The organism is Myroides gitamensis (genome assembly GCF_029894455.1).
Taxonomy (GTDB): domain Bacteria; phylum Bacteroidota; class Bacteroidia; order Flavobacteriales; family Flavobacteriaceae; genus Flavobacterium; species Flavobacterium odoratum.
The window spans coordinates 3,181,199-3,205,264 of sequence record NZ_JARYHN010000001.1; the positions used below are offsets into that span (position 1 = coordinate 3,181,199).

The window sequence follows — 24,066 nt, forward strand, 5'->3', positions numbered from 1 at the left end:
TAATCGAAAGATTGTAGTTTTTTTTTATCCTAGGTCTGAAGCCTTTTTGACATAAAAAATAGTTTTTATCTTAATACTAATGAAAAAATTGAATATTTTTATTCATTTTAAGTATTGAAAATCACAATCTAACGAAGTAAAATGCAGAAAACGCGTATTCTCAACATTATAACGTAAATTTGTAGATTAAAGATTATGTAATCATTACGATTACATGATGTAAACATTAATAAATACTAATTTCAACGATGAGAGATAAATACATTTTTCTTCTAACCCTATTGGTAGGGTTATTTTTTTCATCTTGTATCAAAGATGAAGCGTTAAATACAGAAGCTGATATTGTAACAGCTAAAATTCCAGAGAACCTTATAAAACTACCCGTAGAAATTGAAAATGACTTCGTTACATTTTATGTAAACGGGTATGCAGATATCACGCAACTGGCTCCTGAATTCACATTGACTGAAGGCGCTACAATAAATCCTGCCAGTGGGACAATGCGAGATTTCACAAACCCACAATTTTATACTGTAACTTCACAGAATGGTGCCTACTCAAAAACATATAAAATTAGCGTTTATACAGCTGAAATATCTAGTACATTTTCATTTGAAAATACCCGCATATTTTCAAATGGTGGGTTTTATGAATGGATAGAAGTTGATGGTGAAAAAGAAGCTAAAATATGGGATAGCGGAAATTCTGGGTTTTATCTCAGTTTCTTGACAGATCCACAAAATAGACCTGACAAAGATCACATGATTACAACCATTGAGCCTCAAGGAAAAATAGGTCAAGGAGTTCGATTAGAAACACAAAAAACAGGAAAAATGGGACAAGCTTTTGCGGCTATAGCTGCAGGAAACCTTTTTACTGGAAAATTTGAGACTAATATTACAAAACCAGAAGAATCGCCACGTTTCGGAACCAATTGGGAAAAAGCACCAACCAAATTAACGGGGTATTTCAAATACAAAAAAGGAAAAAAATTCGAAATACACAGCAAAGACGGACAAAGTAATCTAACGGAAGATACCTTTGACATCTATGCTATCTACTTTAAAAAAGATTCACCTAATGATTATCTAAAGGCAACACATGATTTTAGATTCATAGACAATCCTCAAGATGATCCACGTATTCTATCTTATGCAAGAATCAAACCGGAAGATCGAATCGAGACAGAACAATGGACCTATTTTGAATTACCTTTTATCACTATCGCAGGTAGAGCATATAATCCTGATGATGAATATATGTTAGCCATCGTTCTAACCTCTAGTCTTGAAGGAGATAAATACAATGGAGCTATTGGAAGTCGTCTCTCAATAGATGAAATTGAAGTGTTAAGTGATCAAGAAATAAACAACTAATTAAAGAAACAAATGAATTTTAAATATATCCTTTCTGGGTGTTTGTTCTTTGTACTAGGAACAACCCTATATGCACAAGAAGCACAAGAAAACCCATCCTCTAAATTTCAAGCTTTTTTTACACAAAATATGGATTACCAAGTAAAAGCTCAATTTAGTATTGGAGGATCAGCTCCCTTGGGATTACCCCGTGAGATCCGCAGTGTAAAAAGTTACAACCCAGGTTTACAGACTGGTTTTGAAGCCAATGCAACAAAATGGGTGAACCAACAATGGGGAGTTCGACTAGGGGTTCGATTTGAAGAAAAAGGAATGAAAACGGATGCAAGAGTGAAAGATTACTTAATAGAAGTAAATTCTGCTAAAGGTCCAAGTAGAGGATACTTTACGGGAGATGTTTACACCAATGTAAGCAATACGTATCTAACCTTTCCTATTTCAGCCGTTTATAATTTATCTGAAAATTGGAACTTATATGGGGGAGTCTTTTTATCTGGTTTAATTGATCGAAATTTTACAGGAAATGTTTCTAACGGTTACTTACGTGAGAATGCTCCAACAGGTCTAAAAGTTGAATTTAATGATGATGCTTCAGCTGATTTTGACTACTCTGATGATTTAAATCGCTTTCAATGGGGCTTTCAAGCAGGTGGAGAATGGAATCTAAACAGTCATTTTAGACTTTTTAGCGATGTAAGCTACGGTGCAAATCGATTGTTTAAAAAAGACTTCGAAGATATTTCTTTTAGCATGCACAACATATACTTGAACCTCGGTTTTGGTTATCAATTCTAAAATAAAAAAAACTCGATCTAACGATCGAGTTTTTTTATGTCTTTATTCCGTGAAACAAAGGAGTTTTTATTTCAAAACCTCTTTAGCAACAGCTCTAGTTCCATCTACTTGCTTCTCATCTATAGTTAATCCTAAGATTTGTGCTATCATCGGATAGATGTGTACATTCTCAAACGATTTTACTGTATTCTTCTCTTTGATATTCGGGCCAACAGCCATAAATAATGCGTGCATTTCTTTCACTTTTGCTGGATCAAAACCATGACTTCCTGCCAAAGGTCTATTCGTAAAGTAATACGGTGCATGGGCAGTCAATACGATATCCCCTACTCGATTATAACGATCATCTTTTGATCCGAAGTGATACTCTTGAGGTAAATTGTCTTTTAGATGCACTTCCATTAATTTTGGATCAATGGATTTTTTTATCTTATCATACCACGTTTTAATCTTCTTCGAATCCTTGATAAATAAACTTACATACGTTCCGTTAGAAGCCACTGCCATTTCTTTTTCATCAACTTCGAAAGGCAATTTTAATAGCGTTTTTTGATCCAATTCTAACATTCCATGATCTGAAACAATCACTAAATTAATTGGCAATCCTGAATCTTTAACTAAGGTATACAACTTTTCCATGGCTTCATCTACGTACTGAACCGCTTTTGTAGTTTCCTCTGCGTCTGGACCAAACTGATGCCCTGCATGATCTACTTCAGGCATGTAAAACGTAATGAAATGTGGTCGTTTTTCAGCGGGTAAAGTCAACCAGTTTTTTACTTGCACTAAACGGCTATCAATATCTGATTTTTCTGAATATTTATAATAATAGGTAGGCAATACCTTCTGAATCGGTGCTTCAGATCCTGGCCAATAGTAACAAGCACTCAACATACCTTGTTGTTCAGCTAGTACCCATAGCGGAGTTCCACCATACCATTTCGCATCCGTAACAGCCTTTGCGTTACCCAATGAATAGCGCTCTTCTGTATTTCTATCATACATGGTATTTCCAACTAAACCGTGATGTCCTGGATACATCCCCGTTACAATAGAATAATGGTTTGGAAAAGTAACAGACGGATATGAAGGGATTAGCGATTCTGCCTTTGTTCCCAAACTTGCAAATTCAGCTAAAAACTTTGCGTTGTGTTTTTCTATATAATCATAGCGAAAACCATCCAAGGAAACTAATATAACATAAGGGCTTTCTTCCTTCTTTGCATCGTTTTTTCTTTCTTCTATAACCAGTTGCTTCTCTATTTCTTGTGCGTGTAAGGACAAACTTCCCCCTACGAGAAATAAAGTCATCAGGGATAATGCTAATTTTTTCATGTCTACTGAAATTTATAATTTCAAATATCACCAGATAAATTCACTCCCCCAAAGGAATTGTTTACTTTTAGCATTTAATTAAAAGATACGCCAAATGAAAACGATAGGAATACTAGGTTGTGGTTGGTTGGGTTTACACTTAAACCAATACCTTCAAGATAAACAATACACCATTAAAGGATCGACAACAAGTGAGGCTAAAATACCTGAATTACAGACGGCAAATATAGATCCTTATCTTGTGAATTTACAGGAGCCAGACGAAGAACAAATCCAACTATTTTTAAAAGATGTAGACGTATTAGTCATTACTATTCCTCCCATTCGAGGAGAAGAAAGTGATTTGTATGCCCGTAGTTTTGAGCGATTAATTCCTTATCTCAAACAACAAGGCGTACAACAAGTCATGATGATGAGCTCTGTTTCAGTATATAGCCCCCAAGAACATGAGGTAACAGAAGAGAGTGTAGACTACAGCAATGATCCTACAAGCAGGCAGATTTTAGCAGCTGAAGAGCTATTGCTGAATACGAGTGAAATTACAAGTTGTATTTTGCGTCTAGGAGGATTGTTTGGTCCAGATCGTAAACCGGTGCGCTATATTGTAAACCGTGGCGTTCTAGACAACCCCGATTTACCCGTGAACATGATTCACATTCGCGATATTGTAGCCTTTACAGCGGCTCTACTTGCCCAAGGACTAACCACCAATGCAATATACAATTTGGTATCTCCACATTACAAGAATCGCTTAGGTTATTACACGCAAGAAGCGGAGGAATTGGATTTAACCTTACCTCCACTAGGAGAAAACGATTGGAAAACTTATCGTAAAATTACAGGTGATAAAATTGTTCAACAAACGGGTATACCCTATCAAACGCTATAAAAAAAGGAGGTTTAAAACCTCCTTTTCTATTTAATCTATATTCATTTCTGGAATATCTCCTTCAATAATTAGCGTTACTTCTGTTGCTTTGATAATATCTTCAACGGAAACACCTGGTGCTCTTTCTAAAAGCTTCATTCCATTTGGTGTAACTTCCATTACGGCTAACTCCGTAACGATCTTTTTTACACATCCAACTCCGGTTAATGGCAAAGAACATTCTTTTAAGATTTTTGATTCACCTGCTTTATTCACGTGCATCATCGCCACGATGATATTCTCAGCAGATGCAACTAAATCCATTGCTCCTCCCATTCCTTTTACCATTTTACCTGGAATTTTCCAGTTTGCAATATCTCCCTTTTCAGAAACTTCCATCGCTCCTAAAATAGTCAAGTCTACGTGTTTTCCTCTGATCATTCCGAAGCTCGTTGACGAATCAAAGAAAGACGCCCCTGCTAAGGTAGTTATCGTTTGTTTTCCTGCGTTAATTAAGTCCGCATCTTCTTCTCCTTCATAAGGAAATGGTCCCATCCCTAAAACGCCGTTTTCACTTTGAAAATCAACATTCATTCCTTCTGGTACATAATTAGCCACAAGTGTTGGGATACCAATACCTAGGTTTACAAAATATCCATCTTGTAATTCTTTTGCAATTCGCTTTGCAATACCTACTTTATCTAACATAATTTCTCTTTAAACGGTTGGTGGGTTACTTTCTTTGACGTACAGTGCGTTGTTCGATTCTCTTTTCATATTTTTCACCTTGAAAAATACGTTTTACAAAAATACCAGGCACATGAATTTCGTTTGGATCTAGTGATCCAATTGGCACTAATTCTTCTACCTCAGCAACTGTAATTTTTCCAGCACCTGCCATACATTCATTAAAGTTTCTTGCTGTTCCCTTAAAGATTAAGTTCCCTGCTTCATCTCCTTTCCATGCTTTTACAATAGCAAAATCTGCATCGAAAGCTTCTTCTAAAATATGAGGTTTTCCATTGAAAACACGTACTTCTTTTCCTTCTGCTACTTCCGTTCCATAACCAGCTGGAGTGAAAAAAGCGGGAATTCCCATCTTAGCAGCTCTACATTTTTCTGCTAAAGTTCCTTGTGGAGTCAACTCAACATTAAGTTCTCCTGACAGCATTTGACGTTCAAACTCTGCATTTTCACCAACATAGGATGAAATCATCTTATCAATTTGGTGTTTTTGCAACAACAAACCTAGACCAAAATCATCTACACCTGCATTATTAGAAATACACGTTAAGCCTTTAGTATTCTTGCGAACAAGCTCTGCGATTGAGTTTTCAGGTATTCCACACAATCCAAAACCACCAAGCATTATCGTCATATTATCTTGAACATCAGCTAATGCTTCCTGAACATTGGCTACTTTTTTGTTTATCATAATCTTTGGTTTAATTAACTGCTCTAAAGTATAAAAAAAACGCCTTTAAAAAAAGGCGTTTTCAATATTAGAAGTCAAATTCATTTGTGTCTAGTCCTTCTTCTTCCGTCTCGGCTTCTTGTACAATTTTTGTACAATCTACGCGGATGGATAATCCTTCAGGAACTTCGAAAGCAGATTTAGAAACATGTAGTGTTTTATCTGCGTAACATTTATTCATAAACAAGCCCCAAACAGGTAGTGCCATCGTTGCTCCTTGTCCATATAGCATGGTTTTAAAGTGAGCAGCACGATCGTCATTACCAACCCAAACACCCGTTGCTAAATTCGGCACCATTCCAATAAACCAACCATCACTGTTATTCTGTGTAGTTCCGGTTTTACCTGCGATTGGATTCGTAAATTTATAAGGGTGACCTGTTACTCGTTTATATCCTGGGCCTTGCCAAGTCGTTCTCAAACGCACCCCAGAACCACTTTCTGTAACTCCTTCCAGTAGTTTCACTACCGTGTAAGCCACATCTTTGCTCAATACATCTTTTGTTTCTGGAACAGCATTAAATAAGATTACTCCATTTTTATCCTCAATTCGCGTTACGAAAACAGGTTTCACGTAAATTCCTTGGTTGGCAAACGTACTGTAAGCCGCCACCATATCACTTACTGTAATATCAACTGCACCAAGCGCAATAGCCGGACTTTGTGGGATATCTGCTGATACACCCAAATCTCTAGTCATGTTTACTACCGCTTTTGGTCCTACTTTATCCATCAACTTCGCTGTAACAGTATTCACAGATCCTGCTAACGCTTGCTTTAACGTCATGATTCCCTTGTAACTTCTATTCGAGTTCTGAGGAGACCAATCTTGGCTGATTCCATATCTACCTTTAGGCATTGTAAAAGGTGAATCGATAATAGAATCACAAGGAGAATAATGTAATTGCTCAATAGCTGTAGCATATACAAACGGCTTAAATACCGATCCTACTTGTCTTGCTCCTTGCCCTACGTGATCGTATTGGAAATGTTTATAGTTGATACCTCCAACCCAAGCCTTAATATGACCTGTTTGAGGTTCCATAGACATCAATCCTGTTTGCAAGAAGTGTTTGTAATAAATAATCGAATCTCGTGGTGTCATCACCGTATCGATTTCCCCTTTCCAAGAGAAAATACGCATCTCCGTTTTCACTTTGAAAGAATTCAAGATTTCCTCTTCCGATTTACCTTGTTCTTTCATTTGACGCCAACGTTCTGATGTTTTCATCGCACGATTGATAATCGCCTCTGTTTCTTTATCGTTAATATTAAAAAACGGTGCGTTTTTATTGTTCTTTTGCTGAATGAAGAACTCCTCTTGTAAATTACTGATGTGTTCTTGTACCGCTTCTTCCGCATATTTTTGCATGCGCGAATCGATAGAAACATAAATTTTTAGACCATCTCTATAGATATCATATGTTGTTCCGTCTTTTTTCGGGTTTTCTTTCACCCAACGACGCATATAATCCGCGTAAATACTCTCTAAAATAGGTAGCAATTCCCTCTCTGTGGCTTTCTGGTGTAAAGTGCAAAGACAAAGGAAGTTCTTGCATACGAAGACTTTCTTCTTTCGTAATGAATTCATTTTTTGCCATTTGATGCAAAACAACATTACGTCTTTTCTGTACTAATTCAGGTCGGCGCACAGGATTAAAATAAGCCGGGTTCTGAAGCATCCCTACTAACATAGCGGCTTCATCAATGGTTAAATCTTTCGGCTCTTTACCTAAATATACTTTCGCTGCTGAACGAATTCCAACCGCATTATTCACGAAATCTGCTTTGTTTAAATACATCGTCAAGATTTCTTCTTTGGTATATTGGCGCTCTAATTTAATCGCAATCACCCATTCTTTTGCTTTTTGTGCAATACGCTTTGCTAGGTTACGAGATCCTTCCCCGTGAAATAATAATTTCGCTAGCTGTTGTGTAATCGTACTTGCACCACCGCTACTCCCTACAGAAGTCACAGCGCGTAAAGTTCCTCTAGCATCAATCCCAGAGTGACCATAAAAACGTTCATCCTCTGTTGCAATTAACGCTTGCACCAAATGAGGAGGTAAATCATCATAGTTCACAGGAACGCGATTTTCTAGATAGAATTTTCCAATCGTCTTCCCGTCCGAAGAGATAATTTCGGTTGCCACATTACTTGATGGGTTTTCCAACTCATCAAACGTAGGCATCGCTCCAAAAACTCCCCAAGAAGCACAAAGGAAAAATAATACAATAGCCACCCCTAGTCCAAAAAAGGCAATCCAAAAAGCAGATACATACTTTTTGAAATTAGCGGCATTTTTATTCGTTTGTTTTTTGTTTTTCATACAACTTTAAAAAACTTATTCTGCTTTTTCGATTCTCAATCCAACTTCACTTATCCCTGGTAAGGCAGGGACACCTTCTACATCCCCTAGTGCTCTAACAGCTTGTTCTACTGTCATTTTGTATTTTCCAGTTTCGTTGAAGATGTAGTGTTCTTTCAACCACAATGTACTCTCCTTTACATCTGAAAATCCATTACCCAACAGTGCCCCATTAGGGTCAGCCATTTGAAATTGAATCGTATCAATCACAATAGCCGTACTAGGTTTGTAAATTTTGAAAATCACAAACATATTACTGTAAGGATAATCATTGTTTACTCTGACGTTCATAAACAAATCATGAGCCGTCAACGTATCTTGTACATCCCAAACAAAGGTCTTCACATCATTTTTCTCCCAGACCCCTTTAGTGGGTTGGTACTCATCAAAAACGACTTTGCTATCGTGTTTACAGCTGATAAACAAGCATAACAAAAGACTCAAAGCTAAATAAAGACTATTTATTTTCACCGTCTTGTTTATTTGTTGGGTTTGTATTTGGGTTCGTTGGTCGAGGTTTTCTCTGTTTCGGTTTATTGGATCTCGGTTTTTGATTCTTGCCTTTGTTTTCCTCAGCTCCTTGTTCATTCGCTGGTTTAGGCTCTCTATTACCTCCTTTTTTATCCGATCTACCCTCAGGTCTACCTTCCGATTTTTCATTTCGATCTGCCGGTTTACGCTCTGATCGACCTTCCGTTTTACGTTCTGGTCTACCTTCTGCTCTTTCCTTGCGATCTTCCGTTTTGCGCTCTGGTCTACCTTCTGTTTTACGTTCCGGTCTACCCTCCGTTTTGCGTTCTCCGTCCTTGCTTACTGGTCTATCGTTACCATCCGCATTTTTGGCTGGTCTATTCTTCGGTCTGCGTTTTCTATCCTCTCTTGCATTTGGTGTTTCTTTATCCTCGCTTCCTCTTGCTTCTGCCCCTCTAGGTGCATTGCCCTCGCGCTCTCCAGATTTACCTTTTGCCTTTGTATTTTTTCTTTTTCGTTTTGGTTGATCAAAACGCGTTACACTATCTTGCTCTATTGCATTTTGGAAGTGATCTTTATCCGAAGGAATATCCTCGCTATAACTTTCAAGTTCATTTCCTTTTTCATTCTGTGCATTTAACTCCAAGATTTCTTTTACGTGCTCCGTAGACAACACATACCAATTGGCAGAGTTATTCGCATAAGCAAACCACATTTGCCCTTTGAAAATATCTATTTTCTGGCAAAAAGCAATTCCCTTCACTGTCATTAGCTTCGTATCTGAATCGGGCATATCTTTCAATGCCTCTAAATACGTATCCAATTCAAAATTTAAACAACATTTTAATTTCCCACATTGTCCTGCTAATTTTTGCGGATTCAGTGATAATTGTTGGTAACGTGCTGCAGCCGTATTTACACTTCGGAAATCCGTCAACCAAGTTGAACAACACAATTCTCTTCCACAAGATCCAACCCCACCTAAGCGTGCTGCCTCTTGTCGGAAACCAACCTGTTTCATTTCGATTCGAATGCTAAATTCTCTAGCAAATTCTTTAATTAACTGTCTAAAATCAACACGCTCACTCGCCGTGTAATAAAACGTAGCTTTTGATCCATCCCCCTGAAACTCAACATCTGATATTTTCATTTCTAGGTTTAAATTGATGGCGATCTCTCTTGCTCGCATTCGCACAGGTTCTTCTTTTTCGCGAACTTCCTGCCAAATATCAATATCTTTTTGTGTTGCTTTACGATAGATTTTTAGGATTTCTCCGTCTGGATCTGCTTTCTTTTTTTTCATTTGAACCTTAACCAGTTCACCTACTAAAGAAACAATCCCCACATCGTGTCCTGGAGAACTTTCAGTTGCAACGATATCTCCCATTGCTACTGTCATTCCACTTGGATAACGATAAAAATCTTTTCTTCCGTTCTTAAATCGAACCTCAACTATATCAAAGATGCTGTCTGAATTTGGATAAACCATATTTGACAACCAATCAAAAACTGCTAATTTATTACAGCTGTCTGTTCCGCATGTTCCTTTACTCTGACACCCTCTGGGTACGCCATTACTATCTGTCTTCGTTGAACAATTTGTACAAGCCATTTATATATTTATGTATTTATATATTAATCCTTCTAAATTAAGAAGGAATTATTTTCTCACTTTTCGTTGTAAAGATACTATTTTTTTATAGGTTGATTGAAGATTTTTTTAGGACAAACAATTCTCTGTTTCCTTATAAAAAAAAGAAATAAGTCGCAGATCGTTATTTTATTAGCCAAAAAAAGCAGTTAAAACCAATTGTGCTATGCATTGGATTACAATCGTTCAACTATCAATCGGTGCATACCCCATGCATATTAAACATTTATTTCTACTTTTGGTGTCCAACTATACAATTCAACATGGAGGAACAGATTATAGGAATAATGGGAGCCATCCCTCAAGAAGTCGATGGTATTATCGCTATTTTACAAGATAAAACAGCTGTTACCCTTGGCAATCGCACCTATTACCAAGGCGTATTGGGCAAGCAAAAAGTGGTAGTCGTTTATTCGCGCATTGGCAAAGTTGCTGCTTCTGCAACAGCTTCAGCTTTACTGTTGCGTTTTAATGTGAATGAAATTATTTTTATCGGCGTTGCTGGTGGTATTGCTCCCCATATTGAAGTGGGAGATGTTATCGTTGCGCGAGATTTGATTCAATACGATATGGATGTATCTCCTTTGCGTCCAAAATACGAGATTCCCTTGCTCAACAAGACGTATTTTGAAACCAATGAAATGCGTTCCAATCAGGTAATCCAACATATTGAACATTTTCTATCCCCTGACATCCTTTCTACAAAGATTGCGGCTCAAGAATTAGATAAATTTGCAATCAAACAACCCCAAGTTTACTTTGGAACGATTGCTAGTGGTGATCAATTTTTCTCTACAAATCAGCAAAAAGAGAATTTGCAACAGGCCCTTCCAGAGGTGCTATGTGTAGAAATGGAAGGAGCAGCAGTTGCGCAAATTTGCTACGAGTATGGCATTCCTTGCACTGTGATTCGAACCATTTCTGACAAGGCCAATCAAGAAGCTAGTTTTAGCTTTGAATCTTTTGTACAACAAGTATCACAAGTATACGGACAGGAAATTATCAAACAACTGTTTCAATAAAATAACGAGGTAGCTTCAGGTTACCTCTTTTTTTTACTCATCGTTTACGCAGCAAGTAGATATACACCGGAAAATGATCACTAAAACCAGGTTCACTATTGCTATTTCTCAGTGGATATCCTTTGTATTGTCCTGTTCCTTGCACCATAAACGGTTTCTGAAAAATACGCGCTTTCCAATACGTCCAACTTTCTTGCTTCGCTTGCAAAAAAGATTGAGTAATCACGAGGTGGTCGAAAATATCCCAAGCATCTCGATAAGCGAGTGTACCATACCCTTGTTTCGCCATTTTATCCATTGGATTAAATAATCCCTGAACGGGAACTTTCTCCTTTACTCCTTCCGTTTGAAGCACCTTTTTCATACTCGAATTAAAGGGGCCATCATTCATATCTCCCATGGTAATAATTTTCGCTTGTGGGTTAATGTGTTGAAGGGAATCGATGATCTTTCTATTCAATGCCGCCGCCGCTTCTCTATTGGGGCGACTCAATTGTTCTCCTCCCACTCGTGAAGGCCAATGGTTGACAATCACATGTATTTCTTCTCCATCCAATAAACCCGAAACTAACAATTGATCGCGTGTAAAAATTCTCTTTTCCTTCTGTTCTTTCCGTTTCCTTGGAAATTGAGTGTAGATATACAACGGGTGTTTTGACGTATGAAGCACAGCGAAGTGCTGCTGATCATACAACAAGCCGACATCAATACCTCGTTTATCAGGAGAATCATAATGCACAATCCCATAATTTATTGTCTGTAAGGCTGGTGCTCGAACCAAATCTTCCAGCACTGCCCTATTTTCTACTTCCGCAACACCGATGATAGTAGCTGGCATGCTAGGATTGTCCTCTCGACCTACTTGAGACAAAACACGCGCTAAGTTAGTAATCTTCTTTTCGTACTTCTCCTTTGTCCACGCTCTTGCTCCATTTGGCGTCCAATCTTCATCGTAAATCTTTGGATCTCGCAGGGTATCAAACAGATTTTCACAATTGTAAAAAGCAATCGTTCGGATATGCTATTGCGCTTCTTGGGCCACTCCCACTTTCATCGACAAAAACGCAACAAAAATTATTATTTTCAAACATATATACTGAATTTCATTCATATTTATAACATTTATTCATTATTATCAATTGGAAATAATGAATAATTCAATAAAAAATTAACTTTATAGGAAATAAATCAATTTCAACCCTATTTTTTAATCGAATTAACTTATGAGAGAACTATTACTTCTTTTATTTCTAGCCCATTACTCGAATTTGGCTCACGCACAACATCGAGTAGAACTCAAGGGAAAAGTAGTTGACGCACGGTTTCACCGGCCTTTGCAAGAAGCCTTGGTGCAAGTTAGCGCCACCGATCAGTACACCTTAACGGATGCCTTAGGTGACTTTGTACTATCTATTGCTACCGAGAACACTTACATTCTTGAGATTTCTTATCCCTCTTATAGTACGAAGCGGTTTACCCTATCTCTTCTACCCCAGCAGCTTCTCGATATAGGTACCGTTGTGTTAGAAGAAGATTTCGCTACCGTAGAGCAATTTGGCTTAATCCACTTAGCTGACAATGACCTAGACGACGATGACTCAGCCACGGAGGGATCTGCGAGTTTGCTTCAAGCGACTAAAGATCCCTTTCAGCAAGCTGTAGCTTATGCCTGGAGTCCAGGTTTTTATCGCATGCGCGGACTAGACAATGCGTATGGCAAAACACTGTTGAACGGTTTAGTCATGAACAAATTACAGACAGGTCGTCCGCAATGGAACAATTGGGGAGGATTGAATGACGCTACACGCAATCAAATTTTTACTATAGGCATGCCGCCTTCTCCTGTCGCTTTTGGTGGTATTCTAGGTACGCAGCAGATTACGACTCGAGCATCGATGTTGCGCAAAGGAAAGCGCATCGGTTTCTCTGGATCTAACACTAGCTATCGTTGGCGCACCTTTGGGACTTATGCCTCAGGTTTGCGTAAAAATAACTGGGCATATGCAGTTTCTGGCTCGTATCGCGGAGCCAAAGAAGGGTATTGGCCTGGGAGTAATTACGATGCTACTTCTTTTTTTGTGGCTATAGAAAAAAAGCTCAATGCCGAACATAGTTTGAATCTTTCTGGCCTATATGCCAAAAATAAACGCGCTAAAAACTCGTCCAATACACAAGAACAAACGGACTTGAAAGGCCGAAATTACAATGCTTATTGGGGATGGCAACAAGGAGAAAAGCGCAATGCTCGGTATAAAGACCTTGCAGAGCCCTTGGTGATGCTGACTCATTATTGGGATATCAATGAGCATAGTACGTTAACAACGACCCTCGGGTATCAATGGGGATACAGTGCCAACAGTCGATTGGACTATCAAGACAACCTCAATCCCGATCCAACATACTATAAAAATTTACCAAGTTACTATCTCGCTCAAATTGATAGCGCGTATTGGCAACTCTCACCCGATGAATTTGAGGCATTATCGGATGATGATCCTTTTAAATAAGAAACATTAGCAGCTTTACAGCAAGCACAGGGTGCACAAACAGCCTTTATCCGCGAGGGACAACTAGATTGGGCAAGTATCTACCAAAAAAATCTACAGTTCAATGGACAGAGTAAAATCATCCTCTTTGAAGATAGACAAGAAGATCGAACGCTGGCTGCTACGACCAATCTTCACACCTTATTGACGGATCATCTTACCCTGGATGCAGGCATTTCCTATCGAAAACTAAACACTTCTAACTTTAAAAAGGCTGTCGATTTATTGGGAGGAACTTCCTACATGGATATTGATTCCTTTCAAGACATCGGGTTTCGCGATAGCGATATGAATCATCCCAATCGGCAGATTCGCCTTGGCGATACGTATGGCTACAACTACCGCATTTTGGGAGAGGAAGCAGAGGCCTTTACCTTATTTACGTTCAATTACAAACGCTTGAGCTTTTACTTTGCGGAACAGCTACACTATACTGCTTATCAAAGGGAGGGGCTATATAAGAATCCTCTTTTTGCCACCACTTCCTTTGGAAAAAGTGAGGTTGTTCTGTTTCATAATTTGGGGCTCAAAGGGGGGTTTACCTATTATCTTTCTGGAAAGCATATTTTCAGTGTCAACGGTGCTTGGTACAATCAACCCCCAACGGTACACAATACCTTCCCGATTATTCAAAGGAGCAACAGCATCATTCCGCATTTAAAACCAGAAACTGTGTTGGGAGTTGATGCTAGTTACAACCTGAGAACAGCCCAATTTCAGGCGAAACTTACGGGGTATATCGCGAACATCAGTCACAGTACGCAACTAACAACGTATTATACAGAAGGTTTAGGCCTTGGCGATACAAAAGGGGTACTGCTTTCTGAGATTCTCACGGACGTAAGCAAGCGCCATATTGGTTTTGAATTTGGAGCAGCCTATCAAATCACCCCAGCGTTGCGTATGACAACGGCAGCGGGTATGGGTCAATTTTTTTATACGCATGATCCACAATTGCAACTACAAACGCATCAGCTTGCCAAACCTATAGATTATGGAAAAGCCAAACTGACCAATTATCGCCTTGCCAATGGTCCACAAACAGCCTTGTCTTTGGGTATAGAGTACCGAGCGCCTTCCTTTTGGTTTATCAGTACTTCCTTTAATTATCTCGCGGATGCCTTTGTGCAGGTTGCATCTTTAAAACGGACGCAAAATTTTATTATGGATCCTGAAAAAGTGGGACAGGCCTTTGATGATCTAACCTCCGAAGAATTACATCGAATACTGCAGCAAGAGAAACTTCCTGCCTTTTCTTTGGTTGCTTTAACTGGAGGTAAATCATGGCGATTGTTGAATCGCACCATTCTCGGTTTCTTCGCTTCTGTCCAAAATCTCTTGAACACGACCTACCGAACAGGAGGATATGAACAAGCGAGAAATGCTACGTATGCAGAAGAGCTCGCCCGTTCCAAAGGAGATCATCCGATGTTTGGCACCAAATATTGGTCTGGCTATGGACGTAGTTTTTTTATTCAGGTTTACTATAACTTTTAATTTCCCACCCATGCAAATCCTACAAAAAACAATATTCACGCTCATTTTCACAGCTTTACTATTACTTGGCTGTGCTAAAAACGACAACTTTACACTCCCTACTCTTGATTGTGTTGCGCCAACCTTTGAGCCTAATACCGCCCTTGAGCAGTTGCAAGTACAAGCAGACGCAACCATTCAACAGTATCCTAGTCAGACTAATGACGTCTTGACTGGAGTTGTCATTTCCAGCGATCAAGGCGGAAATTTCTACAACAAATTACACCTTGTTGATGAAATTACACAAGTACCCGCAGTCCTCAATCTGGAAATGGGAGCTTCTTTTACCGCCTTTCCACCAGGTACAAAAATTGCCATTGCTTTACGTGGACTTTACTACAGCTATGCTTTTGGCAAACTCAATATTGGCGGTGGAATCTACACTTCTTCTGCGGGTAAAAAATACATTGGTAGCCTTACTAAAAATGCCATCAACACAACCATTCAAAAGTACTGCGAGCCTTTAAATCTCGATGTTTATACCACGAAACTCTCCTTAGCTACCTTAAAGCAAGAAATAGAAACCTATACGGGTCGCTTGGTTTTACTCGAAAATGTACAATTTGATCGCAAATTGGTTGGTAAAACACTATACGACCCTAAAGAAGTTGATGCACAAGGCTATACGTTGCGCAAAATTGTAGATCAAAAAGGGAACACCCTGTATATTCGCACAGGAAAATTAACGAAAGACTTTGCAGATTACGTTATTCCTGCACAAAGTGGTACTATTATCGGAATTGCGGATGTATTCAGTAAGCAAATTCAATTCTATCCTCGGGTATTGGAGGATTTCAACTTTGATCAATCCCCTTTTGAAACGGGAACGACAGATTCGGAAGATACAGAAGAGGAGGAAGATGTAGAAGAACCCGTACACATCGTCGTTGAACCGGGGCAATCGTTGGTCTTTCCTGGTGCAGACTTTGAAAATTGGGAACAGTTTCTTGGAGTACTCAAGCGCCCTGGGTTAAAATTCGCTACGCAAGCTATAGAGGAAGGGTGGAACAACTCAACGGGATTAGCTTTTCGAGGTTCCCCTACAAAAACAGAAAATGCCTTTACGATAACACAGGTTCAAGTCCCCCAAAATGCAACAGCTATTTCTTTCTTACTCAAAGGAACAGCGAATGCGAAATCCTTGTCTATTTATCTCTATCAAGCGGATGGTGCTTATGTTGCATTTAATTTGGAACATCTCACAACCAGTAAAATAATACAGCCTACCTCATTTACCAACCAACAGGGTAATGTCAATAAGTACAAAGGCACTATTGACACACAGGGTGAATGGATTAAAATCATCTTACCGTTACAAAACGTTAGGTACAACACAACGGGAGCAGGAGATTTTCTCACGTTTCGCTTTGGAGGCAAAACAGCGACAATACCCAGTGATTATAACCTAATCCTAGACGAAATTCGCTTTGAAGAAGAGCCCCTTTCAGAATAAAGCAACCTATCCTATCTATGAGTAAAAAACAAGAGCGGCTCAGGAGCCGCTCTTTCTTTATTATTGTTCCTTAATTAAATAAATATAAACAGGAAAGTGATCACTAAATCCAGGTTCACTGTGACTATTTCTCAAAGGATATCCTTTGTATTGCCCTGTTTCTTGTACCATAAATGGTTTTTTAAATATTTTAGCTTTCCAATACTTCCAAGACTCATATCCATCTTGTAAATAGGCTTCTGTTAGCAACATTTGATCAAAAATATCCCAAGCATCACGGTAGGCTAAAGTTCCTAAACCATCCTTAGACATTTTTTCCATTGGATTAAACAATCCTTGAGGTTGAACATTTTTACGCTCACCCTCTGCTTTCAATACTTTTTTAATACTCTTATTATAAGGACCGTCATTCATATCGCCCATTGTAATAATTTTAGCTTTGGGGTTGATGGTCTGCAAAGAGTCGATAATTTTCATATTTAGCGCTGCGGCAGCCTCGCGATTGGGGCTACTTGCTTTTTCACCTCCTACTCTTGAAGGCCAGTGATTAACGATAAAATGTACTTCTTCTCCATCCAATAATCCCGTTACTAACAATTGATCACGCGTATAAATACGCTTTTGAGAAGCGGGATCCTCTTTTTTTCCTTTCAGTTGGTCATAGATATACAACGTGTGTTTAGAGGTATGCGTAGGTACAAAATGCTTCGTATTATATAAAAACCCTACATCTATACCGCGTTTATCTGGCGAATCATAGTGTACAATATCATACGTGCCCGCTTGCATAGCTGGTGCGTGAATTAAATCATCTAATACGCCTCTATTTTCAACTTCAGCAACGCCAATAATGGTTGGCATTTTTGGATTTTCATCCGTGCCAATCTGGGACATAACGCGCGTCAGATTATCAATTTTCTTTTCGTATTTCTTCTTGGTCCATGCCTGAGCCCCATCAGGAGTCCACTCTTCATCGTAAATTTTAGGATCGCGAATGGTATCAAACAAATTCTCCACATTGTAAAATGCGATGGTGTGAATTTGAAACTTTTTTTCTTGTGCATGAAGGTTTATACCCAGTCCTACTAGAAATATCGATAAAATCAGTTTTTTTACCATAATCTTCATAAGTTAACGTAATTTACAAAAATACTTCCTACAAAAGTAGCAGTTTTTATCTTAAAAACTTAACTTTACTAGTATAAAAAGTATCGCACTTTTTAGATTAGCACTTTAATACATAATCGTACTTATGAGGAAACTTTTATTTGTTTTGCTTGGTGTAGTATCGACATTTACGTATGCACAAAGCAATCACGAGATTAGAGGAAAAGTACTTGATGCCAAATCTCAAACCCCTATCAATGCTGTAGTGGCACGAGTAGTTGGCTCAAACATTTCTACTCTAACCAATGGTGAAGGAATCTTTGTTCTTGAAAACAATCAGATGGGCAACCAAATTGTTGTGATATCCTATCCAGGATTTATTAGCAAACAGTTTCCCATAGACGCTCAAGCGGGTCAGTCCCTTGATTTAGGCGACATTTTCATTGAAGAAGATTTGGTGACACAAGCCCAAATAGGCTTTATCACCCTGACTGAAAATGATCTTAGCGATGACAACTCCGGTTCGGATACATCTTCGGGATTATTACAAGCAACGAAAGACCCATTCCAACAGGTTGCAGCATTCAACTGGGGACAAGCTTTCTTTCGAGTACGGGGACTTGACAACGAATATGGCAAGACGTTAATCAACGGAATTGAGATGAACAGAATGTTAGATGGTCGTCCACAATTCAGCAACTGGGGAGGATTAAATGACGTGATGCGCAATCAGGAGTTTTCTTCTGGTTCCACTCCTTCCGATTATACGTTTGGTAGTATTTTAGGAACACAAGCAATCTCTACCCGGGCTTCTCATATTCGAAAAGGGTCACGGGCTACATTCACCGGAACGAATACGAATTATAACTGGCGCCCAACCTTCACGCATTCTTCTGGGATGAATAAAAATGGATGGGCTTATGTTTTCTCTGGTTCTTATCGAGGTGCTAAAGAAGGCTATTGGGAAGGAAGTAATTACCATGCAGCTTCTTTATTTGCCGCAGTAGAAAAGAAATTCAACGACAACCATAGCTTAAATTTTTCTGCTATATATGCGAAAAATAAAAGAGGAAAAAATGCTCCTATTACCCAAGAACAAGCCGATATCAAAGACTTTAAATACAATTCGTATTGGGGATATCAAGAAGGAGATAAACGAAATTCGCGCTACAAAGACGTGGAGCAACCTATTTTCATGTTAACCCACTATTGGAATATCAATGAGAAAAGCAGCTTAACTACCACTGCTTCTTACCAATTCGGGCATATTGCGGATAGTCGTTTTGGTTATCAGAACAATCAAAATCCCGATCCGACGTATTACAAAAACTTACCGAGTTACTATTTAACTCAGATTGATCCGCGTTATTGGGCAATGTCCCCAGCGGAATTCGACGATATAGATGACAATGATCCCTTTAAAAAGGCGACTCTTTCTTATTTGGGGCAAGCGGATCAAAATAGAGAAGCTTTCCGTCAAGGAGGGCAAGTAGATTGGAATTCTATTTATCAACTTAATACAGGAAATGATAAAGGAAGTCAAGTTGTCCTATATGAAGATAGACAACAAGAAAATATCTTTTCATTTAATTCGACATTTCGCACGAAGCTCAATGCAAATACAACCTTAGATGCGGGTGTCAATTACCGCAAATTACACTCCAATAACTACCAAAAATTAACCGATTTATTAGGCGGAACCTTCTTTAGGGACATCGATACGTACCAAAAACCAGGGCTCCAAGATAAAGACATCAATCGTCCGAATCGTCTAGTGAAAGAAGGTGATCGTTTTGGTTACAACTACAAGCTTACGGCCTGATGTAATTAATGTTTTCACGCAAGTGGTCTTTGATTATGATTTCTTTGATTTTTACTTGGCTCAAAACATAGGGTATACCTCATATCAAAGAGAAGGGTTATATAAAAACCCTGTTTACATGAATGATTCTTATGGAAAAAGTGACAACAAAAGCTTTAATAATTTTGGATTTAAAGGAGGTGCAACCTTTCATATAACAGGTAAACATGCGCTTGATTTCAACATTGCTTACATCAGTCAGGCTCCATCCATTAAAAGTACTTTTGCCAATATCCGAGTGAATAATTACCTTGTTCCCAATTTGGATAATGAGGATATTTTTAGCGTAGATGGGAGTTATATTTTGCGAACACCACAAATAAAAGCTAGAGTAACGGGATATTTATCAGAAAGTAAAAATGGAACCAAAATCAACTATTACTATGGAGATGGTGTAGGATTAGTAGATGAAGAAGGCGCCTTATACAACAATGGAGGATCGTTTGTGTCCGAAATGATAACAGGCATCAACAAAAGACAATTAGGGTTGGAAATCGGTGCGGAATATCAAATTACACAAACTGTAAAAGCGACTGCAGCAGCAGCCTTAGGACAGGCATTCTACACCAATAATCCCAACGTTTACCTATCCTCTGATAATCTCGCTAGAACATTTGATTATGGAGAAACAAGTCTTAAAAAATACAAACTTTCCAACGGACCTCAAACGGCCTTATCCTTTGGATTAGAATACCGAGATCCTAAATTCTGGTTCATCGGAGCAAACATCAACTATTTAGCAGATGCTTATACTGATGTATCTGCTATTAGAAGAACGCAAAACTTTGTTATTGATAATAGCAATGCAGGGCATCCTTTCGAAGATTTATCAGATGAAACGCTACGCAGAGTCTTAAAGCAAGAAAAACTAAATGATTTTACCCTTGTGAATATCACAGGAGGAAAATCTTGGCGTATGCCTGATCGATCGATTATCGGATTCTTTGCTTCTATCAATAATGTCTTTGATAAAGAATATAAAACAGGAGGATTTGAACAAGCAAGAAACTCCAATTATAAGCAAGAAGTACAACGCAATAGCGGTCCCTACAACCTATTTGGCAACAAGTATTTCTATGGGTATGGCCGTAACTTCTCAGTCAACGTTTACTACAACTTCTAATTCTTTTACTCTATGAAAACAATTTTAAAATCCATATTTTTCACTGTACTTACGGCGCTATTCGTGTCGAGCTGTGCAAAGAATGATGACTTTTCGGTTCCTTCTCTAAAATGTGAGGAGCCTCAAGTTACGATAACGAAAACCATCGACGATCTTTATTCAACGATAAAAGGAAATGCCATTAGCCCTTATATGGGAGATTCCAAAGACATTCTTCGAGGAGTTGTCGTTTCTAGTAATAAAGGAGGGAATTTCCACAATAAGTTACATGTCCTAGATGAGAAAACACAATCGTTGCTTCTTGTCAACTTAGACAAATCAGATAGCTATGTGGCCTATCCTCCAGGAACAATTATTTATGTAAAATTGGGTGGATTATATCTCCAAAACAATGACAGTATCATCAATATAGGAGGAGGTATTAACGGTCAATACATCAGCAATATTTCCAAAAATGCTGTAAATGCTTATATTGGTAAATACTGTACAAAAGCCAAAATAGAAGACTATACTATCAAACTAACGGTAGCAGAATTACTAAAAGACAAAGGAAAATACAAAGGAAAATTAGTTACCGTAACAGATGTGCAATTCGACCCTTCCTTAGTTGGAAAAAAATTATATGACGCTAAAGAAGTTGATCCGCAAGGGCAAACCTTAAGAGCGGTAGTAGACAATAAGGATAATACTTTTAATATCAGAACTAGCACCTATGCAAATGATTTTCATTCTTATGAAATTCCAGCAAAAAGTGGTAATATCACAGGAATCTATGATATTTTCAATAAAAATGTTCAGTTTTATCCACGTGTCATTGAAGATCTTGACTTAACGAAAGACCCTCTTATACCAGACGACGGTGGGCCAGTTGAACCAGGTAAATTCTTAGCTTTCCCTGGCGCTGATTTCGAAAAATGGGATGATTTCCTTCGTGTGATTTTCAACAACCAATTGAGCGACCCTACAGGGCAAAAAGCAGAAGGTCAAGGTTGGAAAAACTCAACAGGTTTAGCCATTAAAGGAAGTAGAGAACAAAATGGTTATCTTTTCTCTGTACAAGGAGTAAAAATGCCGAAAGATGCAACGAAACTTTCTTTCCTTATGAAGGGAACTTCAGAACGATCTTTATCCATCAACATTCACAGAACTAATGGTATCAACTATAAAGCGTACAACCTAGAAAATGTAACACGCAGTAAGGTAGTAGTAGCCGATGAAACACCGATGGATAATAATCCAGACAATACAACCAATAAATACAATGGTAAAATTGACACGCAAGGTAAATGGGTAAAAATCACCTTGGATTTAACCTCTTTCAACGGGGCATACCATACGGAAGGAACGAGAACGTTTATCAGCTTCAAAAATGGAAACAAAGCTAATTATGACTTAGTCATTGATGAAATTCGATTTGAAGATGGAACACCTGTTGAAGATGATGGCGGTCCTGTTGACCCAGTAGACCCGGAGCCAACGGAAGCGGATATGTTGACTAACTTCAACAACTGGGATGAATTTACCAGTAAATTGAGTACACATGGTCTGAAATCGTATGCTACACAAGCACCAGGAGAAGGGCGAAATGGCAAAGCGGCGATGAAACTATCAGGAACTACAACGGCCAATGACTTCGTATTTACCATCAATGGAAAACAAGTTCCAGAAGGAAAAACGAAATTAGTTCTTTGGGTAAAAGGAACCTCTGATAAAAAATCGCTTTCATTCAACGTAAATAAACCTGCGGGTGGATATGATCCATTTAACGCAGGGTTTATCGCCTCAACAAATTTAGATCTAGCTAAGGCCACAGCGAACCAATACAATGGTACAATTGACACTGGTGGGCAATGGGTCAAACTAACCTTAGATTTGAGTGACACCGCTTACAACAGCACAGGTAGTGGCGATGTATTCTCTTTGAAAACAGGAAGTGGCTCAACCTATGAACTCTTAATCGACAGTATTTATTTTCAATAAATAGAAACAACAGTTAAAAAGCTCGGCTCGTCCGAGCTTTTTTTATTGCCATACCCAAAAGAAACCGTCCCCCTATACCCTTTTTTAACGCATCTAAGCAACAAACAAGTTGAAATGAAGCCACAACCCTATACAAACAAAAAAGGCGCTCCAAAGAGCGCCTTTTAAAAAGTATAATTATTTTTCGATTAGTTTTTCAATGCTTCTGCACCTCCAACAATCTCTAAAATTTCATTTGTAATCGCAGCCTGACGAGCTTTGTTGTAACTTAATTTCAACTCATTTCTCAATTCTTGTGCGTTATCTGTTGCTTTGTGCATCGCAGTCATACGAGCTCCGTGCTCAGACGCTACAGAGTCAGCAATTGCTTTGAACAATTGTGTTTTTAACGACAAAGGAATCAAGGTCTCTATGATATCCTCTTTTGAAGGCTCATAAATATAATCAGATGCTGCTGCAGTTGCTTCAGTTTCGATTGGCAATAATGGCAAAAATTGCTCTGTAACTACATTTTGAGTAGCTGCATTTTTAAACTGGTTATATACAATTTGAATAGAGTCGTATTTCTCATTCACAAACGCTTCCATTACATGCTCAGCAATAACTGCTGTATGCTCAAAATCAAAATGATCATATAATGAACTTTGATTGTCAACAACGTGGAATGTTTTTTTAAGGATATCATTTCCTTTTTTTCCAATTGTCAATAAATCAATGTTTGCTCCTTGGTACGCTGTATTCGCTAATACATTAATTTGTTTAATAATGTTAGCATTGAAACCACCACATAAACCTCTGTTTGAAGTTACCGTAATGAACAATACATTTTTTACCTCTCTAACTTGCGAATATACACTTGAATTCTCTCCTTCTAAAGTAGAACTAACATTTTGAATAATCTCAGTTAGCTTCTCTGAATAAGGACGCATAGCTGTAATTGTATCCGTAGCTTTTTTCAATTTTGCTGCAGATACCATTTTCATCGCAGATGTAATCTGCATTGTAGATCCAATAGAAGAAATCCTATTGCGTATTTCTTTAAGATTTGCCATTTGAAAACGTATATAATTCAGAAAGAGAATAAGCTTTTAGACAAGCT

Annotated in this window: 16 protein-coding genes and 2 pseudogenes; 9 read left to right on the plus strand and 9 right to left on the minus strand. The window is 38.4% G+C overall.

Annotated elements, in window-relative coordinates; all coding sequences use genetic code 11:
• Positions 1–248 precede the first annotated feature (248 nt).
• Together M2306_RS14125 and M2306_RS14130 are read left to right on the plus strand one after the other, a co-directional pair.
• Positions 249–1,376 carry a PCMD domain-containing protein gene (locus M2306_RS14125; protein ID WP_259187470.1) on the plus strand — a complete coding sequence of 376 codons (1,128 nt, stop codon included), beginning with the start codon at positions 249–251 and terminating at the stop codon, positions 1,374–1,376.
• Between the two features lie 12 nt (positions 1,377–1,388).
• Entirely contained in the window at positions 1,389–2,171 is a 783-nt protein-coding gene (locus M2306_RS14130) for an outer membrane beta-barrel protein (RefSeq protein WP_259187468.1), read from the plus strand.
• A gap of 66 nt (positions 2,172–2,237) precedes the next feature.
• Here M2306_RS14130 and M2306_RS14135 read toward each other — a convergent pair whose 3' ends face one another.
• Positions 2,238–3,506: an alkaline phosphatase family protein gene (locus M2306_RS14135; RefSeq protein ID WP_259187467.1), complete on the minus strand. Its 1,269-nt coding sequence runs from the start codon at positions 3,504–3,506 to the stop codon at positions 2,238–2,240.
• A 94-nt stretch (positions 3,507–3,600) separates the two neighbouring features.
• Here M2306_RS14135 and M2306_RS14140 point away from each other — a divergent pair, with 94 nt between their 5' ends.
• The gene (locus M2306_RS14140) at positions 3,601–4,395 is read left to right on the plus strand and encodes an NAD(P)H-binding protein (protein ID WP_259187465.1); all 795 of its coding nucleotides are present in this window, start codon (positions 3,601–3,603) and stop codon (positions 4,393–4,395) included.
• 30 nt (positions 4,396–4,425) lie between these two features.
• Here M2306_RS14140 and M2306_RS14145 read toward each other — a convergent pair whose 3' ends face one another.
• The 5 genes and pseudogenes from M2306_RS14145 to M2306_RS14165 all read right to left on the minus strand — a co-directional run bounded on the left by M2306_RS14145 (position 4,426) and on the right by M2306_RS14165 (position 10,300).
• Positions 4,426–5,082 (minus strand): CoA transferase subunit B, encoded by a 657-nt coding sequence (locus tag M2306_RS14145; protein ID WP_115092155.1) that lies wholly within the window; start codon positions 5,080–5,082, stop codon positions 4,426–4,428.
• A gap of 25 nt (positions 5,083–5,107) precedes the next feature.
• Positions 5,108–5,809 carry a CoA transferase subunit A gene (locus M2306_RS14150; RefSeq protein ID WP_002988892.1) on the minus strand — a complete coding sequence of 234 codons (702 nt, stop codon included), beginning with the start codon at positions 5,807–5,809 and terminating at the stop codon, positions 5,108–5,110.
• A gap of 67 nt (positions 5,810–5,876) precedes the next feature.
• Positions 5,877–8,178, minus strand: a pseudogene (locus M2306_RS14155) (penicillin-binding protein 1A).
• A 15-nt stretch (positions 8,179–8,193) separates the two neighbouring features.
• Positions 8,194–8,688 carry a gliding motility lipoprotein GldH gene (locus M2306_RS14160; RefSeq protein ID WP_002988887.1) on the minus strand — a complete coding sequence of 165 codons (495 nt, stop codon included), beginning with the start codon at positions 8,686–8,688 and terminating at the stop codon, positions 8,194–8,196.
• Positions 8,675–10,300 carry a regulatory iron-sulfur-containing complex subunit RicT gene (locus tag M2306_RS14165; protein WP_259187455.1) on the minus strand — a complete coding sequence of 542 codons (1,626 nt, stop codon included), beginning with the start codon at positions 10,298–10,300 and terminating at the stop codon, positions 8,675–8,677. The genes M2306_RS14160 and M2306_RS14165 overlap by 14 nt, the downstream gene beginning before the upstream one ends.
• 302 nt (positions 10,301–10,602) lie before the next feature.
• Between M2306_RS14165 and M2306_RS14170 the strand changes: the two genes are divergently transcribed.
• On the plus strand, positions 10,603–11,361 hold the full coding sequence (locus M2306_RS14170) for a 5'-methylthioadenosine/adenosylhomocysteine nucleosidase (RefSeq protein ID WP_259187453.1): 759 nt from the start codon (positions 10,603–10,605) through the stop codon (positions 11,359–11,361).
• Positions 11,362–11,398: 37 nt separating this feature from the next.
• Here the strand turns inward: M2306_RS14170 and M2306_RS14175 are convergent, their stop codons facing one another.
• Positions 11,399–12,379 (minus strand): endonuclease/exonuclease/phosphatase family protein, encoded by a 981-nt coding sequence (locus M2306_RS14175; protein WP_374759760.1) that lies wholly within the window; start codon positions 12,377–12,379, stop codon positions 11,399–11,401.
• Positions 12,380–12,584: 205 nt separating this feature from the next.
• Between M2306_RS14175 and M2306_RS14180 the strand changes: the two genes are divergently transcribed.
• The 3 genes from M2306_RS14180 (at position 12,585) to M2306_RS14190 (ending at position 16,896) form a co-directional block, all read left to right on the plus strand.
• Positions 12,585–13,868 carry a carboxypeptidase-like regulatory domain-containing protein gene (locus M2306_RS14180; protein WP_259187450.1) on the plus strand — a complete coding sequence of 428 codons (1,284 nt, stop codon included), beginning with the start codon at positions 12,585–12,587 and terminating at the stop codon, positions 13,866–13,868.
• Positions 13,869–14,051: 183 nt separating this feature from the next.
• Complete coding sequence (locus tag M2306_RS14185; RefSeq protein WP_259187448.1) at positions 14,052–15,404, plus strand: TonB-dependent receptor; 1,353 nt, start codon at positions 14,052–14,054, stop codon at positions 15,402–15,404.
• A 10-nt stretch (positions 15,405–15,414) separates the two neighbouring features.
• A complete protein-coding gene (locus M2306_RS14190) occupies positions 15,415–16,896 on the plus strand; it encodes a DUF5689 domain-containing protein (RefSeq protein WP_259187447.1) in 1,482 nt (493 codons plus the stop codon).
• Positions 16,897–16,956: 60 nt separating this feature from the next.
• On the opposite strand, the gene M2306_RS14195 is transcribed toward M2306_RS14190, so the two are convergent.
• Positions 16,957–18,024 carry an endonuclease/exonuclease/phosphatase family protein gene (locus M2306_RS14195; RefSeq protein ID WP_115092147.1) on the minus strand — a complete coding sequence of 356 codons (1,068 nt, stop codon included), beginning with the start codon at positions 18,022–18,024 and terminating at the stop codon, positions 16,957–16,959.
• 124 nt (positions 18,025–18,148) lie between these two features.
• On the opposite strand from M2306_RS14195, the pseudogene M2306_RS14200 reads away from it, so the two are divergent.
• Both M2306_RS14200 and M2306_RS14205 read left to right on the plus strand, forming a co-directional pair.
• Positions 18,149–20,987: pseudogene (locus M2306_RS14200) on the plus strand (TonB-dependent receptor).
• 12 nt (positions 20,988–20,999) lie between these two features.
• Entirely contained in the window at positions 21,000–22,967 is a 1,968-nt protein-coding gene (locus M2306_RS14205) for a DUF5689 domain-containing protein (RefSeq protein WP_259187444.1), read from the plus strand.
• 188 nt (positions 22,968–23,155) lie between these two features.
• On the opposite strand, the gene atpG is transcribed toward M2306_RS14205, so the two are convergent.
• On the minus strand, positions 23,156–24,019 hold the full coding sequence (atpG, locus tag M2306_RS14210) for an ATP synthase F1 subunit gamma (protein ID WP_115092144.1): 864 nt from the start codon (positions 24,017–24,019) through the stop codon (positions 23,156–23,158).
• Positions 24,020–24,066 lie beyond the last annotated feature (47 nt).

Bases quoted from the DNA above. Each gene is read 5' to 3' on its own strand.
- M2306_RS14130 (WP_259187468.1), top strand. From the start codon at position 1,389: ATGAATTTTAAATATATCCTTTCTGGGTGTTTGTTCTTTGTACTAGGA.
- M2306_RS14125 (WP_259187470.1), top strand. From the start codon at position 249: ATGAGAGATAAATACATTTTTCTTCTAACCCTATTGGTAGGGTTATTT.
- M2306_RS14170 (WP_259187453.1), top strand. From the start codon at position 10,603: ATGGAGGAACAGATTATAGGAATAATGGGAGCCATCCCTCAAGAAGTC.
- M2306_RS14140 (WP_259187465.1), top strand. From the start codon at position 3,601: ATGAAAACGATAGGAATACTAGGTTGTGGTTGGTTGGGTTTACACTTA.
- M2306_RS14150 (WP_002988892.1), bottom strand. From the start codon at position 5,809: ATGATAAACAAAAAAGTAGCCAATGTTCAGGAAGCATTAGCTGATGTT.
- M2306_RS14165 (WP_259187455.1), bottom strand. From the start codon at position 10,300: ATGGCTTGTACAAATTGTTCAACGAAGACAGATAGTAATGGCGTACCC.
- M2306_RS14195 (WP_115092147.1), bottom strand. From the start codon at position 18,024: ATGAAGATTATGGTAAAAAAACTGATTTTATCGATATTTCTAGTAGGA.
- M2306_RS14145 (WP_115092155.1), bottom strand. From the start codon at position 5,082: ATGTTAGATAAAGTAGGTATTGCAAAGCGAATTGCAAAAGAATTACAA.
- M2306_RS14180 (WP_259187450.1), top strand. From the start codon at position 12,585: ATGAGAGAACTATTACTTCTTTTATTTCTAGCCCATTACTCGAATTTG.
- M2306_RS14205 (WP_259187444.1), top strand. From the start codon at position 21,000: ATGAAAACAATTTTAAAATCCATATTTTTCACTGTACTTACGGCGCTA.
- M2306_RS14135 (WP_259187467.1), bottom strand. From the start codon at position 3,506: ATGAAAAAATTAGCATTATCCCTGATGACTTTATTTCTCGTAGGGGGA.
- atpG (WP_115092144.1), bottom strand. From the start codon at position 24,019: ATGGCAAATCTTAAAGAAATACGCAATAGGATTTCTTCTATTGGATCT.
- M2306_RS14190 (WP_259187447.1), top strand. From the start codon at position 15,415: ATGCAAATCCTACAAAAAACAATATTCACGCTCATTTTCACAGCTTTA.